The sequence below is a fragment of the Nitrososphaerota archaeon genome (assembly GCA_027887005.1).
GTDB lineage: Archaea > Thermoproteota > Nitrososphaeria > Nitrososphaerales > Gagatemarchaeaceae > UBA183.
On record JAPCJI010000003.1, the window covers coordinates 40,052 to 54,423 of the forward strand.

13 protein-coding genes are annotated in these 14,372 nt (G+C 59.1%); 8 read left to right on the top strand and 5 right to left on the bottom strand.

The window, feature by feature from the left end:
* Positions 1-39 precede the first annotated feature (39 nt).
* Positions 40-1,191 (bottom strand): iron-containing alcohol dehydrogenase, encoded by a 1,152-nt coding sequence (locus OK438_03605; protein MDA4124519.1) that lies wholly within the window; start codon positions 1,189-1,191, stop codon positions 40-42.
* 55 nt (positions 1,192-1,246) lie between these two features.
* Between OK438_03605 and OK438_03610 the strand changes: the two genes are divergently transcribed.
* The 5 genes from OK438_03610 (at position 1,247) to OK438_03630 (ending at position 6,338) form a co-directional block, all read left to right on the top strand.
* Positions 1,247-2,455: an aconitase X catalytic domain-containing protein gene (locus OK438_03610; GenBank protein ID MDA4124520.1), complete on the top strand. Its 1,209-nt coding sequence runs from the start codon at positions 1,247-1,249 to the stop codon at positions 2,453-2,455.
* Positions 2,452-2,880 carry a DUF126 domain-containing protein gene (locus tag OK438_03615; protein MDA4124521.1) on the top strand — a complete coding sequence of 143 codons (429 nt, stop codon included), beginning with the start codon at positions 2,452-2,454 and terminating at the stop codon, positions 2,878-2,880. Before OK438_03610 ends, OK438_03615 begins: the two co-directional genes overlap by 4 nt.
* Positions 2,877-3,662 carry an HAD-IIA family hydrolase gene (locus OK438_03620; GenBank protein ID MDA4124522.1) on the top strand — a complete coding sequence of 262 codons (786 nt, stop codon included), beginning with the start codon at positions 2,877-2,879 and terminating at the stop codon, positions 3,660-3,662. Before OK438_03615 ends, OK438_03620 begins: the two co-directional genes overlap by 4 nt.
* A gap of 1 nt (position 3,663) precedes the next feature.
* Positions 3,664-4,317 carry a TMEM175 family protein gene (locus tag OK438_03625; GenBank protein ID MDA4124523.1) on the top strand — a complete coding sequence of 218 codons (654 nt, stop codon included), beginning with the start codon at positions 3,664-3,666 and terminating at the stop codon, positions 4,315-4,317.
* A gap of 98 nt (positions 4,318-4,415) precedes the next feature.
* Complete coding sequence (locus tag OK438_03630) at positions 4,416-6,338, top strand: helicase-related protein (GenBank protein ID MDA4124524.1); 1,923 nt, start codon at positions 4,416-4,418, stop codon at positions 6,336-6,338.
* 72 nt (positions 6,339-6,410) lie between these two features.
* Here the strand turns inward: OK438_03630 and OK438_03635 are convergent, their stop codons facing one another.
* Entirely contained in the window at positions 6,411-7,499 is a 1,089-nt protein-coding gene (locus tag OK438_03635) for a mandelate racemase/muconate lactonizing enzyme family protein (GenBank protein ID MDA4124525.1), read from the bottom strand.
* A gap of 61 nt (positions 7,500-7,560) precedes the next feature.
* Here OK438_03635 and OK438_03640 point away from each other — a divergent pair, with 61 nt between their 5' ends.
* A complete protein-coding gene (locus OK438_03640; protein ID MDA4124526.1) occupies positions 7,561-7,974 on the top strand; it encodes a hypothetical protein in 414 nt (137 codons plus the stop codon).
* Positions 7,975-8,052: 78 nt separating this feature from the next.
* Positions 8,053-8,376, top strand: a complete 324-nt coding sequence (locus tag OK438_03645) for a hypothetical protein (protein MDA4124527.1) — start codon at positions 8,053-8,055, stop codon at positions 8,374-8,376.
* On the opposite strand, the gene OK438_03650 is transcribed toward OK438_03645, so the two are convergent.
* Complete coding sequence (locus OK438_03650; protein MDA4124528.1) at positions 8,373-9,341, bottom strand: cupredoxin domain-containing protein; 969 nt, start codon at positions 9,339-9,341, stop codon at positions 8,373-8,375. The two genes, OK438_03645 and OK438_03650, sit on opposite strands and share 4 nt — an antisense overlap.
* Positions 9,342-9,418: 77 nt before the next feature.
* Between OK438_03650 and OK438_03655 the strand changes: the two genes are divergently transcribed.
* Positions 9,419-10,039: an acetate uptake transporter gene (locus OK438_03655; GenBank protein ID MDA4124529.1), complete on the top strand. Its 621-nt coding sequence runs from the start codon at positions 9,419-9,421 to the stop codon at positions 10,037-10,039.
* Between the two features lie 19 nt (positions 10,040-10,058).
* Here OK438_03655 and acs read toward each other — a convergent pair whose 3' ends face one another.
* Positions 10,059-12,089, bottom strand: coding sequence for an acetate--CoA ligase (gene acs, locus OK438_03660; protein ID MDA4124530.1), 2,031 nt, complete (start codon positions 12,087-12,089; stop codon positions 10,059-10,061).
* A gap of 82 nt (positions 12,090-12,171) precedes the next feature.
* On the bottom strand, positions 12,172-14,349 hold the full coding sequence (locus tag OK438_03665) for an acetate--CoA ligase family protein (GenBank protein MDA4124531.1): 2,178 nt from the start codon (positions 14,347-14,349) through the stop codon (positions 12,172-12,174).
* Between the last annotated feature and the right edge of the window lie 23 nt (positions 14,350-14,372).

The window sequence follows — 14,372 nt, forward strand, 5'->3', positions numbered from 1 at the left end:
GGTATGAAGACGGCCACTGCCTCTATAAGAATTGCCCGTCTAGGCCGTCAGCGTCCCGTCCCACATCATCCTATAGAAGTGCGTCATGCTCTTCTCATCGAAGACGAGCGGGCTGTTGGGACGGGGGTACATGCTGACACACTCGCTTGCAAGGGGCTGTAATTCCTCTTCCTTGATCCCGAGTTCCTTCAGGGTGACTGGAATCTTCAGGTGCTGAGCGATCTCCAAGGCCTTGTTGGCCGCCTCCCCGCCATTCTGTACCGGGTCCGAACCCTGGCCACTCAACCCGAACGCATCCCCCAGGGCCTTCATCTTCGGAGCGCAGGCGATAGAGTAGTTGGCTATGATGTAGGGGAGGGGGAGCCCGCATGAAACCCCGTGGGGGAGCCTATAGCGGGTGGCGATTGTGTAGCCTATGGAGTGGCCGAAGACCATCTTGGCCTGGAGTGCGATTCCTCCCATGAGCGCTCCCAGGCTCATCGCCTCTCTCGCCCTCCTGTCGGCCCCGTCGTCGTAGGCCCTGACGAGGTTGGGGACGATCAACCTTATCCCCTCGAGGGCTGCCGAGTCCGTTATCGGACTCGCGAGGGAGGAGAGGTAGGCCTCAGTGTTGTGACAGAGCGCGTCCATGCCGGTGGCCGCGGTAACGCTCTGTGGCATGCTCATCGTCAACTCCGGGTCCACTAGCGCGACCGAAGGAAGGAGCAGGGGGCTGTTGATCCACTGCTTGTGCCCTTCGACAGTGACCATCGACGTCACCGTGAGTTCAGCCCCCGTCCCTGCCGTGGTCGGGAGCATTATCGAAGGGAGGGGCTTGTTCGTGAACTTGTTGGTCCCCACGAAATTCAACGCGGGCCCGTCGTTGGTGGCGAACCCCGCGGCGACCTTCGCCATGTCCATCGAGCTCCCCCCGCCCACGCCGACGACCATGGTGTGGCTCCCTTTCCTCACCCGGTCGGCGACCGCCTGGGCTACCTCTATCCTGGGTTCAGCCTCGACTTCATCGAACACCTCGACCGACACCCCCCCGAGCCGGTCGACCACTTTCTGGGCGATCCCGGTCTTGACCATCACCTTGTCGGTGACGACTAGCGCCTTCGTCCCCCCGAGATTCTCCGCCTCCTGGCGGAGTCCGTCTATGGCGCCGAACCCGAAGACGAGCTTCGTGGGGAGGAAATAGGAAAACTTCAACGGAGCGCGAGCGGAGAACTGCTTTAAGAACGATTCCCGGGCGGTGGGCACAGAATTGCATCTGGATTCGGCCCAGGAGAAGCTGTTCCGCGGTGAAGCGGGAGAGGCTAAACAACTTGCGATGGAGATTGCGACCAAGGTCGGCGATGCAGTTGGGGCCGATTCGCTGGTTCCCATCAAGTCTGCGCACGTGCTCGCCCATTACAGCAGCCTTCACGAAGCGGGCATCGAGGTCCTTGAGCGCTTCGCGAACGCAGGGGGAAAGTTCGGAGTCCCGACGACCGTGGACCCGGCGAGCATCGACCTCGAGAACTGGGCGAGCTTCGGGATCCCCGAAGAGTTCGCGCGCAAGCAACTGAGGCTCTGCCAGGCATACGCGAAGCTCGGTGGAATCCAGTGTTGGACCTGCGTTCAGTACCAAGTCTGCAACTTCCCCAAGCGGGGTGAGGCCGTTGCCTGGGCTGAATCGAGTTCGGTTGTCTTCGCCAACTCGATAATCGGCTGCCGGTCCAACAAGATCACGGCAGGGCTGGACATCGCCTGCGCCATTCTCGGGCTTACTCCGGAGTTCGGCATGTTGAAGGATGAGAACAGGGTGGCCAATCTTGCATTCAACCTATCGATTGACAGGCCGAGTGACCTTGACTACCGTTCCATAGGGTTCTTCATCGGGAGGAAGGCGGCGTCGCGCCTCCCCGCCCTCGGGGGCCTTCCTGGGAACGTCACCTCCGACGACCTCAAGCACCTGGGCGCCGGGGCAGCGGCTGCGGGCCCAGTCACCATGATCCACTTCCCGGGTATCACCCCTGGGTCCCCGTCCCTCAATGCCGCCGCTGGAGGTGAACACGTCGAGAAGATCGATATTACAAGGTCAGACCTCAAGGCCGTGGAGGAAGAGCTGAACCAGACCTCGGAGACTCCCGACCTGGTTGCCCTCGGGGTGCCCCACCTGTCGATAACCGAACTTGGCCAGCTCGCGAAGGCCCTGAAAGGGCGCAGGCTCAAGACGGGCTCGAAAATGTACGCCTACACCTCGTCCCAATCATACGACATGGCAACGCGCACGGGCATCAGGGCCGACATCGAGGCATCTGGCGCCCGGCTCTCTCAGAGCACAGACGCGGAGATTTCCCCGCTGAAGGGGATGGGTTTCAACATCGTCCTTACGAACTCGGCCAAGCTTGCGGAAATAATCTCCGCCGAGGGGGAAGTTAAGATGAGGTATGCCTCTCTGAGCGATATCCTGTCGGAGGTGACGCGTTGACCCGAAGGGTCTTCAAAGGCCGGTGCCTCGTCGGCGGGAGCGCCAAAGGAGTGGCTCTTACTTCGCGAAGGGCGTTCACGTTCGCCCACGGCGTCGAACCAGCGACAGGGATTGTCACAGACCACCACAGCGAGATGAAGGGCTCCAAGGTCGCTGGCAAGGTTCTCTTCTACCCCTACGGAAAGGGCTCGACGACTGGGTCTTCTTGGTTTCTGGAGACGGTCAGGCTGGGGAACGGGCCTGCAGCGATCGTGACCGAAGGGCCCGACCTGACCGCCGTTATAGGCTCGGTCATGTCGAGAATCATCTACGGCAAGTCTATTCCCGTGCTCTCGGATTTCCCCCGCGAACTCTACTCCGCAGTCAAGACCGGAGCAGCAGTCGATGTGGATGGAGAGAAAGGGGAGGTAGTCTTGGAAGTATGAAGCCAGAGTCTCTTCTGAGGGCCAAGGACCTATTCCTCTTCGACCTTGACGGGGTGTTCTACAAAGGGAAGGAGAGCAGGGTCAAGATTGGGGGCACAAAGGCGGTTGAAGCCCTGCGGAAGCGCGGAAAGAAGCTCTTCGTCCTCACCAACAACTCGACGGACTCAGTGGAGACTGTATATTCACGGCTCCGCAGTTTCGGCATCCCCATCAGAAAGGAGGAGGTGCTCACAAGCGGCCTACTGACCGCCGATTACCTACACCGGAAGCACGGCCGGGTGTCCTATTTTCTGGTAGGTGAAGCTGGTCTTGAAGAAGAAATGAGGAAGTTCGGTCACAGACGGACGCAAGGGGAAAAGGCGGATTTCGTCGTCGTTGGACTGGACCGGGCGCTCACCTACGACAAGCTCGACCATGCCGCCAGACTCGTCCGGACCGGGGCTCCGATAGTGGCCACCCACATTTCCAGGCGGTACATGTACAAGACCGGACCAGCAATCGCCACCGGCCCAATTGTCAAGGCAATAGAGTTCGCGACCGAGAAAAGGGCGATCGTCATCGGAAAGCCCTCGCCTCTGATGTTCAGAGTGGCGCTGGAACGCGCGGAATGCGACCCTGAGAAGGCAGTCATGATAGGAGACCAGGTCGACACCGATCTCATCGGAGCGAAGCGTGCCGGCATCGATTTCATACTCGTGACCTCAGGGGTCGACACCCAGGCTGGTGGTCTCACTCCCATCGCGACGATCTCCAACGTGGACGAACTCGTCGGGTTGCTCTAGTTTGGCTGAGAGCAGCCCGGCTTCGTCTCAGGATGCCAAAGTCATCCCACGTCCAAGAATCCAGACACTGTCCGACCTCATATTCGGGCTAGCGCTCTCGATTGGAGCAATCGCCCTGATCTCATCCAAGCCCAGCAATCTTTCCTCGCTTGTCGGCTCCCTGACCCTCTTCGGGTTCAGCTTCCTCATACTGGCGTTCGTTTGGTTCAGGTACACCAACGCCATGTCAGTCCTTCCCGTCGAAACCGGGACGCTCGTCGCAGCAAATATGGTGCTCCTTTTCCTAGTTTCAATCGAGCCTTACCTCTTCAACCTAGTATCGTTCGCACCGCCTCCCGGCCAACTCGGAGCACCAATTTCGACTGCAGCCTACGCTCTCGACATTGGTCTGATGAACCTCATTCTCGCCTACTTCTATCACGAACTCTCTAGGGAGGGAACTGGACGACTATCGCAAAGATTCCTCAGGAGTTTTCGCTTGATGCGGAACTCCTTGCTGGTCAGCTCGGCCATGTTCTTCGTGTCGGTATTTCCAGTATTCTGGGACTTCACCATCTATGGTTCCCCTGTGAGGCTCCTTATCTGGATCGCAACGTTCGCCGTGGCCTTCATCAGGCGAGGCGTGGAACTGAGAGGGGCCTCCACAGCCACATGAATGTCGGAGAGTGGTGCGGTTAGATTCTTGGACGAATGCGGGAGACTGGTTTATTTCTGGGCCAAGGGGGTCGATGTTTCCAGGGCTTCAGATTTCAAATGGCTAACAATGGTTTCGACATCGACTACGACTTCCGGCTTCCCGTCGCTCCAGTGACCGGGATAGAGGCCGAGTCACCTTCAACTCCTGCAGGCAAGGAATCCACGCTCCCAATCTACTCGATCCTCGATTCGATAGATTTCTCCGACCACTTCGTGATAATCGGGGACGTAGGGACCGGTAAGAGCACCGTGACTCCAGTCCACGAATTCTCCTTGTCTAAGGGGAACAGGCAGATCGTCATTCGAGAGCCGTCCAGGGCAACCTGCAACGCCCTGTACTATTCGCTCAAGGCGCTCCATCCCGAACTCGAACGCGAATTCGCGGTCATCACCAAGGACACGAAAATCAACATCGGCGGGAGGATAAAGATCGTCACCGACGGAGTCCTCCTCAGAATGCTCGCTGAGAATTCGATTTCAAACTCTTCAATCTACTTCGACGAAAGCCACCAAATGTCCTCCCAACTCGAACTCTGCATGTCCCTCGCGAAGAAGGAGGAGGCCGCAGCAGGGAACCTCTTCCGGATAATGAGCGCCACAATCGACCCAAAGGAGTTCATGTCGTTCCTCGGAATCTCCAAACTCTACTCGATGACCGGCCGTAGGTTTCCGGTCAAGCTTGAGATGGAGCTGGTACGCGACCTCGATGAGATGTTCGCCGCCCTATCTTCCTATCTCTACACTCAGCCTCGGGATGAGTCATGGCTGGTCTTCCTCCCCACGAGGCGCCTGGTCGAGAAGTATGCCGGTAACTACGGCGGGGTCTTCATCCACGGAGGCCTGGCGGGCTCAGAGATCAACAAGATCCAGGAGCGGGCCGAACTCGACAAGAACCTGAGGATCTTCGCGACCAATGTGATAGCCTCCTCCGTCAACATCTATGTCGATAACGTCCTCATCTTCAACGATGTAATCGACAGCAAGGAAAGGCTGGGTCAGAAGACCCTCCGCTACCAGAAGCTTGACAACAACTCCCTCCTTCAGATGATGGGGAGGATCGGTCGTTTCAAACCGGGTCGGGCCGTCATCCTGACGGACACCCCGATCGCGCGGAAAATAACCCCCATACCGGTGCGGAAGGCCCTGGAGACTGAAACGCCGTTTGACCTTGTACTGCTCATGTCAAAGTACGGTCTTAAGTTATCAGAGCTGGACTTCATGTCCCGAGTCGACCATCGGGAGGTTGCCTTCGCCGAAGACTGGCTGGTCGAGATTGGGGCCATCGACCGCCGCACCCGCAAGGCCACCTGGAAGGGGGTATTGATGAGCGAAATCCCCTACGAGCCCGACTTCGCGCATATGATTTCAAGCGCGCTGATCTCAGACGACTATGACATGGCCCGATTCTTCCTAGCCTGCGGGGCCTTCGGCGACTCGCTCAACCACGCCTACAAGTCGGAGGCAGAAGGTCTAGCTCGCCAATTCTTGTATGCCTTCGACAAGACCAACGAACTCAACATCAAAGCTCACCTTCTCAAGAAGTACACAGAGGACGCTGGGGGCTCTTTCATTTCAAAGCTCGTTGCAATCGGATTCTTCCCGGGGTTCGTGGAAGAGGCGTGGAAGAACTATGAAGCGGCACGAGACTCGCTCAACGACCTCCTCCGCACGTCCAATCTGGAGCCGATACCCAAGGAAGTGGTGGTGGACCCACCCATCTTCAAGCTCAAGCCATATCTCGAAGACTGTCTCTCGTTCGAGATGTACGACTCCAACGAGAGGAACGAGAACGACCTGCGCGACATCGTTGTCCCGGGCCAGTTCTTTGCCAGGTCCTTCATGATGAACTACCGACGGATACTGTTCGACATGGTCGCCGTAGAACCTGCACGGAAGCATCGCCACCAGAACAGACGACGCGAAAACAATCAGAGCTGGCGTTTCCGCGGAGGCCGGAGCAGGATCCGGTACTCAAGGTGAGATAGGAACCTGGCTCTCGTCGGGACGAACTCGCTTCCAGCAGCCGTTTGAAACGTCCAGCGCATTCGCGCTTCAGACGGCCGCAGCCTTTCTCACGAAACTCTCGTCCACTTCAATCCCTAGGCCCGGCCCGGTCGGGACCCTCATGGCTCCGTTCTTCGCTGGGTGGAAACCGTGGGCCAGGTCATGGAGCAGAGGGTTGGGGAACGGGCTCGTCTCAACCCCAACAGTCGGAAACGCACAGGCAACCTGAAGGGAAGCAGCCAACGAGATCGCCGAGTTCGCCCCGGTCATTGGGGAGAAACCAAGGCCCTCACGCCGTGCCAGCTTCGCCGCATCTGCCAGGACTCCGATTCCTCCGCACCTGCTTACGCTCGGCTCTAGGATGTCAATGAGTTCATTCTCAACCGCGTACTGCAGGTCTCCGCCGAACCAAGCCTCTCCCGCCCCGATTGGGACTCCATTCCCCCTCAGCAGTCGGTAACCTTCCCAGTCGTCCGACGGCACAGGCTCCTCGAACCATTCCAGACCAAGCCGCTTCAGGAGCTCGCAGGCCTTCAGCGCTGATTTCGCGTCGTAGGCCCCGTTGGCGTCGGCGACGAGCATCCCATCCGGCCAAGCCCTCCTCGCTAGCCTCATCAATCCTTCGTCTTTCTTGACACCGAACCCCACTTTCACCTTCGCCCCCTTCATCCCCGCATTTTTGGCGCGGGAGATCTGGCCTTCAAGCGGACCTCTCGATTGGAAAATCGAACCTGCGTAGACTTCGACACTGGACCGCGAATCTTTGAAAAGCAGTTTCGAGATCGGGCTTCGCTTCAGTTTTCCATAGCAGTCAAACAAGGCCATCTCGACCCCGCTCAGTGCCTCGACGTCGATCCCCCTCGTGTGGCCCCTGACCCTGAGTTCCTTCCACAGCTTCCCCCAGGCCACCCCCGGCGTGGCGAACTCGCTCCCCATAATCTGCCTGCCGAAGTACCTCACCAACAGGGCAGTCGCCTCCGGCTCGAACCTAGTCATCGCCTCCCCCCAGCCTCCGACGCCGTCGCAGACGGCTTTCACGACAACAGTCTGGTACTGGGAGTAGGTGAACGTCCCGGCGCGGAGTTTCTCGTCTACCTTGACCACAATCGGAAACGCCTCAAGAGACTCCAGTCTCATCCCAAGCCCGACTGGGCGAGGCAACCTTAAATTGATTGGCGCCCGCTTTGCGTTCGACCAAATGCAGCACACATCTTCGAAATCTCCTGCCAAGTGCGCGATCTGCGGGGCCGTCGAGACGGAGACGGGCACCTTCCCCCTGGTCATAGGTGTCGGGCGAGTCTGCATGACCGACGGGATGAAGAAGGTGAAGTGCGAAGCCTGCGGCAACGAGGTCAAGCTCATCACCTCCTCCCGGGTCCAGGGCAGGACCCTCTGCCTAACCGACCACATGAAGGAGGTAGAGAAGTACAGGCAGCATATCGTCCTCAACTTCGACGAGGACTCCGAACCGGCCACCGCCATCCTGACGAGGGCCTTCAAGGATGGGCCTGAGGGGTATACACTCCTGACCGTCAGGCGGGGGAGGAACAGCACTCACCTCTGGGAAGCCGAGTACGAGAAGACCGAGATCTTTCAGATGCGCTGCAGTTGACCACCTATGCTGAGACTCAACATCTCTTGACACCTTTTCTTTAAACGCCTGTCGCGCAACTTGTTCTCAGACACTCAATTGGCCAACGAAGAGATGCTGGTCCTAAACAGGTTGCTGCAAGAGATCGAGAACCTGAAGCTTGGGCTTGACCCGAACGTTCTCGCCGGGTGGTACAACAAGGTGGCGGACGACGCCAGGTCTGAGGCCCCGAGGCACCTCGTGGACTCGATCGACGTGGTCCAGGACCCGATCCTCCCGATGAAGTTTGAGTTCAAGACATCCAAGCGGGCGGTGAAGTATGTGCTCGAGGCGATAGACCGGAACCTCGATGACATGCCGACCGCCACTCGTCTGTACTTCCAGAAACTGTCAGAGCTTATTCAGGCTGAGATGCTGCGCTAGCCCGAGGCCTTCACCGTCACGGTCCCTATCATCCATGGATGGTAGGTGCAGTGATACTGGTACACTCCAGCCCTTGCGAAGGTATAGCTGAATGTCCCGCCCGGAGCCATGTTCCCTGAATAGAAGCTCCCGTCATTCGCCGTGACCGTGTGGGGAGAACTGTCGCCGTTGGTCCATTGTACTGTGTTGTTCACGCCAATGACCACGGTGATGCCGTCGGGGCTGTAGCCCGTGATCGACGTGTCGGTCCCTGCTCCGGAGACCATAGTGACCATAGACGTCTTCGGGGACGTCCCTGGCCCTGTCCCTCCCCCGGTCGCGGTGCTGTTGTAGGCCGCATTGGGGAGCACGACGAGGTAGCCGATCATCCCAACCTCCGCATGGTAAGTGCAGACGAACTCGTAGATTCCGGAGTATTTCGCGACGAAAGAATAGCCGGCCTGAACGCTCCCGGGTTTTCCAGTCACCGAAACACCCGGGCTGTTATTCTTCGCCGCCGTGGTGAAGGTCTGCCCTGTCAGATCGTTGACCAAACCTGGGACGGTAGCGTTCACGACGATGTTGTAGGGGGGTCCCACTACGAAGTCGTGGGCGACCGTGTCGTTATCAATCAGCGTGATGCGGACGTTGTCTCCTTGGTTCACGATCACGAAGGATGGGTCAAACCTGTCCTGGTGAGCCGCAGGAGTGAGGTACCACGTCTCTCTAATTGATCGAATCGTCGGTGTCTGATTCATTATGGGGAGGGTCAGGCGCGTGTTCCCAGACGAGCTCCCGCTGTTGACCTCAGCGACGAGCTGCTGGAGCTGTAGCTTCAGAGAGGCGATCTGCTGGCTCTGGGAGCTGAGCTGGTCGGAGCCCGATTGGGCCGACGAGATGTAGACCGTCGACACTACCCCCACGCCGAGCATGAGAACGATTATCGCGGTCCCTGCCGTTGAAAGCCCCTTCCTCGGCGCTCCCATTTAGGATGCCGTCCCCCTGGCTCTTCCTTTAAGGGCTTCGAAGCGTCCAACCAAACCAGTTCGGGACGGAGCTTATTATGATGCCCCAGGGCCTCAGCCTCATGGCTGTTGCAGGGCCCGCTTCTTCCAACCCGATCCTTGCCAACCCTGCGCCCCTCGGCCTGATGGCCTTCGGCACCACGACTGTGCTGTTGAACCTAGCCAACGCCGGCGTCTATCCTCTGGACTCTGTGATCCTCACCATGGGGCTATTCTACGGGGGCGCGGCGCAAATCATCGCAGGTGCCTTCGAGTTCAGAAAGGGCAACACATTCGGCATGACGGCCTTCCTTTCCTACGGCTTCTTCTGGGAGTCCTTCGCAATGATCCAGATACTTCCAAAACTGGGCCTGGGGGCAGCTGCCAGTGCGGCCTCCCTGTCTTCCTACCTCTTCATCTGGGGTCTCTTTACGCTCTTCATGTTCTTCGGGACCCTGAGGATAAACGGCTCCCTGATGTTCGTGTTCGGTTCCCTCTTCATCCTATTCTTCATGCTCGCGGGCGGGTTCGCCTGGGGCAACTCGAGCCTCCTAACCTACGCAGGCTACGAGGGTGTGGTGTGTGGCCTGAGCGCGATGTATGCCTCAGTGGCATTGGTCCTGAACGAGGTATACGGCAAGACTGTCCTGCCCACGTTCCCCGTCCGTGCCAGGGCCTAGCCCACCCCGCTGCAGATCCTCACTTTTCCTTTCCCTGGACCAGGTCTCTTATGCGCTCGACGACTTCCGCGTTCGCCAGTGTCGTGACGTCCCCATAATCTCGGTTCTCGGATATCGAAACAAGGATCCTTCGCATTATCTTTCCCGACCTCGTCTTCGGCAGGTCCGGGACGATGTAGACGCTCTTCGGCCTCGCGATAGGCCCTAGCTCCTTCGACACGTTGTCCCTAATCTTCGATGCCAGCTCCTTACTGGGCTCGTAGCCAGGCTTCAGGGACACGTAGATCACCGGGACGTGTCCCCTTAGCTCGTCCTCCACGGCGACGGCTGCGGCCTCCCCCACCTCTTCGGTAGTAAGCGCCGCGTTCTCAAGCTCCTTGGTGCCGAGCCTGTGCCCCGCGACCTTGATCACGTCGTCGATTCTCCCCAGGATCCTGTAGTACCCATCAGCGCTCTCCATCGCGCCGTCCCCTGAGAAGTATGGCCAGTCTCTCCAGTCCTTGCTCTCCTTGTCCCTGCAGTATCTCTCGTAGTATACCTTGACGAACCTGTCAGGGTCTCCCCAGATGGTCTGCATGATCCCCGGCCACGGGTTCCTGATGCAGATGTTCCCTGCCCCAGCCCCTGCCTTCACCTCTCTTCCTTCGTCGTCCAGTATCACGGGGTAGATGCCGGGCATCCCCGGGCCTGCGCTCCCAGGTTTCATCGGAATGACCGCGGGGACCGTGCTGCATAGAAAACCACCCGTCTCCGTCTGCCACCAGGTGTCCGTAATAGCAGCCTCCCCTTTGCCCACTTCGTCGTAGAACCAGTGCCAAGTCTCGGGTTCGATCGGCTCCCCTACAGTCGTCATGCACTTGAAGTGATAGCTGTGCTTGCGCGGTTCCTCCGGGCCTGCCTTCCTCATCATCCTGATGGTGGTCGGGGCGGTGTGGAAGATGTTGACTCCGAGCCGCTCGGCGATGCGCCAGATCCTTCCGACGTCGGGGAACATCGGGACGCCTTCGTACATCACACTGGTCGCCGCGACCGCCAGCGGACCGTAGACAATGTACGAATGGCCGGTAATCCAGCCGATGTCGGCGAAGCACCAGTAGACGTCCTGAGGATGGATGTCCTGGACGTATTTCGCAGTCCCTGCCACGTATGCCAGGTATCCTCCAGTCCTGTGCTGCGCACCCTTCGGGCGGCCCGTGGAACCGCTCGTGTACATCAGGAAGAGAGGTGCTTCGGCGTCCATCGACACCGGCTTGACCGTCTTGCCCCTCTGCTCCTTCAGCAGGTCGTCCACGAAATGGTCGCGTCCCTCCACCATGGGAGCATCCGAGACGTACTTCCCTCTGTGGCGCCTCCAGACCAGGACCTTGTCCAGAGTCCCTCCCAGCTTCTTGACCTCCTCCACTGTCTGGTCGGCGTCTTTCTTCTTGTCGAGCAGCTGTCCGTTTCGATAGTACGCGTCGCATGTTACCAGGATATGGCTCCCAGAACCCACAACCCTTTCGGCGCAAGCCTTAGCGCTGAACCCTCCGAACACCTCATTGTGGATTATCCCGAGCCTTGCGCAGGCCAGCATGGAAATGGGGAGCTCAGGGGTCATCGGCAGGTGGAAGGTGACCCTGTCTCCCGTCTTCAGACCCAGCGACTGAAGGACCAGCGCGAACTCGTTGACCCTGACGTACAGCTCCTGGTAGGTGATGGTCTGGATCTGCTCGTCTTCAGGCTCGGGAACCCAGACGATCGCTGCCTTGTTTCCATACTTTTCAAGGTGCCTGTCGACGCAGTTGTAGGCAACGTTCAGCTTCCCACCCACGAACCACTTCCAGAAGGGGGGATTGCTCGCGTCGAGGGTGGTCTTCCAGGGCTCGTCCCAGGTCAGCATCTCAGCGTACTCTTTGTAGCACTCTGGGAAGTTCTTCTCGCTGAACCTTTTGTAGATGTCACCGTCGGCCATGTTGGCTTGGGCTACGAAACTCTTCGGCGGGTCGACAAGCGGCTCTTCCTTCCAGTGGACGTCAATCTTTGACTCGGCGATTCCCTGTGATTCGGTCATGCGTTTTCGACGCGTTCTTGCCCTGATAAATGACTTCTCCCGAAAGCATTCGGTTTGGGCCGCCAGAACCGATTCTTCGGGTCTATCGCTTGGCCGCACCCAAGGCTGGGGCACCCGAAGCCGGAGCGACTCGGACACGAGCATCCACAACCATCACCCCCTTTCCGTCTCCAAGCACCATCACAGGGTTGAGGTCCAGCTCCGCGATTTCGGGTATCTCTTCCACCAGCTGATTTACCCGGAGCAGTAGGTCCTCTAGGGCGCCGACGTCCCGCTTCGGCTCGCCCCTGTACCCGTCGAGCATGGGAAAGGTCCTCAGGGACCGCACCATCGACCCCGCGTCGGTATCGGTCAGGGGAGTAAGCCTCACGGCCACATCTCTGATCAGTTCGACGAAGGTGCCTCCAGCGCCGCAGGCCACCACCGGGCCGAAGTCGGAGTCATTTGTCACGCCCACGAACATCTCGACCGCGTCGGTGACCATCTCCTGCACGATGAACGAAACATCCCCAATTCCTTTCCTCCTGAGCTTAGAGCCCATCTGGCGGGCCTGAGATTCAACGTCCCCCGGATCCAGGCCGAGCTTCACTGCCCCAAGCTCGATCTTGTGGACTAGCGCAGGAGCGTTAGCCTTGAGAACCACCCTCCCGGAGAATCCGAGTGCGAGCCTCCCCGCCTCCTCGGAGCTTGTCGCCCTGGCCGTGTTGACCAGGGAGATGCCGTAGGACCGCAGGAGCTCGTCAACGGATCTGGCATCGAGCCAGCTTTGGCCCAGGCCAAGGGCCTTCAGAACAACCCCCTTTGCCTCCCCCCTCAAGACCTTCGGGAAGTCCTTGACCTTCCCTGTGGGCGCAGCCAGCCATTTCGAATAGCGCACTGCCTGGGAAAGTGCCTGGGCCGCAAGTTCAGGAAACGGATAGGATGGAATCCTGATGTTCCCTCCGGAAAGCTGCCCTGACACTCCTTTGGTGGCCATGAAGTTCGTGATGATCGGAATGCGCCCCTTCAGGTCCTTTGCTGCCCCGAGGATGGCCGCCGCCACGTCCTCTGTCCTGACAGCGATTGGGGGGATGAAGATGACAATCAGCGAGTCCACGCTCGGGTCCTCTGCGACCACCCGTATCGCCTTCCCGTAGTCTTCGGCGTCCGCCACCGATGTCATGTCAACAGGGTTCTTGGTCCCGGCTATGGGAAGCAGGAACTTCGCAAGCCTCCCTCTCGTCCTTTCGGAGAGCTCAGGCACGTGGACTCCGAGGCTCTCACAGGCGTCCGCCGCGAGGATCCCCGGTCCACCGGAGTTTGTCACAATGGCGACCCTGTTGCCTTTCGGCACCGGTTGAGTGGAAAGGAAAGCAGCTACGTCGAACATCTCCTCCAATGAATCTGTTCTAATGACCCCCGCCTGGCTGAACAGGGCCTCCACCGCGGTCTCCGACGCAGCCACCAAAGCGCCTGTATGGGATTGCGTCGCCCTGAACCCCGCCGCTGACCTTCCCGCCTTGACCGCGACTATTGGCTTCATCCTCGAGATTCTTCGAGCCAGCCTGGCGAACTTCCTCGGGTTCCCGAAGGACTCCAGATGCAGCAAGATGAGGTCCGTGTTCTTGTCTTCCTCCCAGTATTGTATCAGGTCGTTCCCTGAAATGTCCGCCTTATTCCCCACGGAGATGAAACTGGACATTCCTAGTCCGAGCTTGTTCGCTTGGTCGATTATCACGTAGCCGAGAGCCCCTGACTGCGACAGGAATCCAATCCTGCCGAGACTTGAGACAGGAGCAGCGAACTGGCCGTTCAGGCGGACGGCCGGGTCGGTGTTGATGATCCCCATACAGTTAGGCCCTATGAGGCGCATTCCTGATTCCCTGCAGACCCCGACCAGCTCGTCCTGGAGCTTCGCGCCCTCGGGGCCTATCTCCGCGAACCCGGCGGAGATCACCACCAGCGCCTGGACTCCCTTCTTGGCACACTCCCTCGCAGTCTGGACTACGAACCTGGCGGGCACGACGATGAACGCGAGGTCTACGGGGTCAGGACACTCCGAGACCGACGGATACGCCTTCACAGTCTGGACTACCTTGGAATCGCGATTGACTGGATAGACTGTACCGTTGAAGTCCGCCTCGACCAAGTTCCTAAAGAGGGCGCCGCCAATCGAGTCCCGTTCCCTCGACGCCCCGATTACCGCGATGCTCCTCGGCTCGAGAAAGCGCCTGACCGCCGCTCTCGAGGAATCAGCGCTTCCCTCAGGCTCGTCAATCAAGGCAACCGCCCTTCATGCCCGCA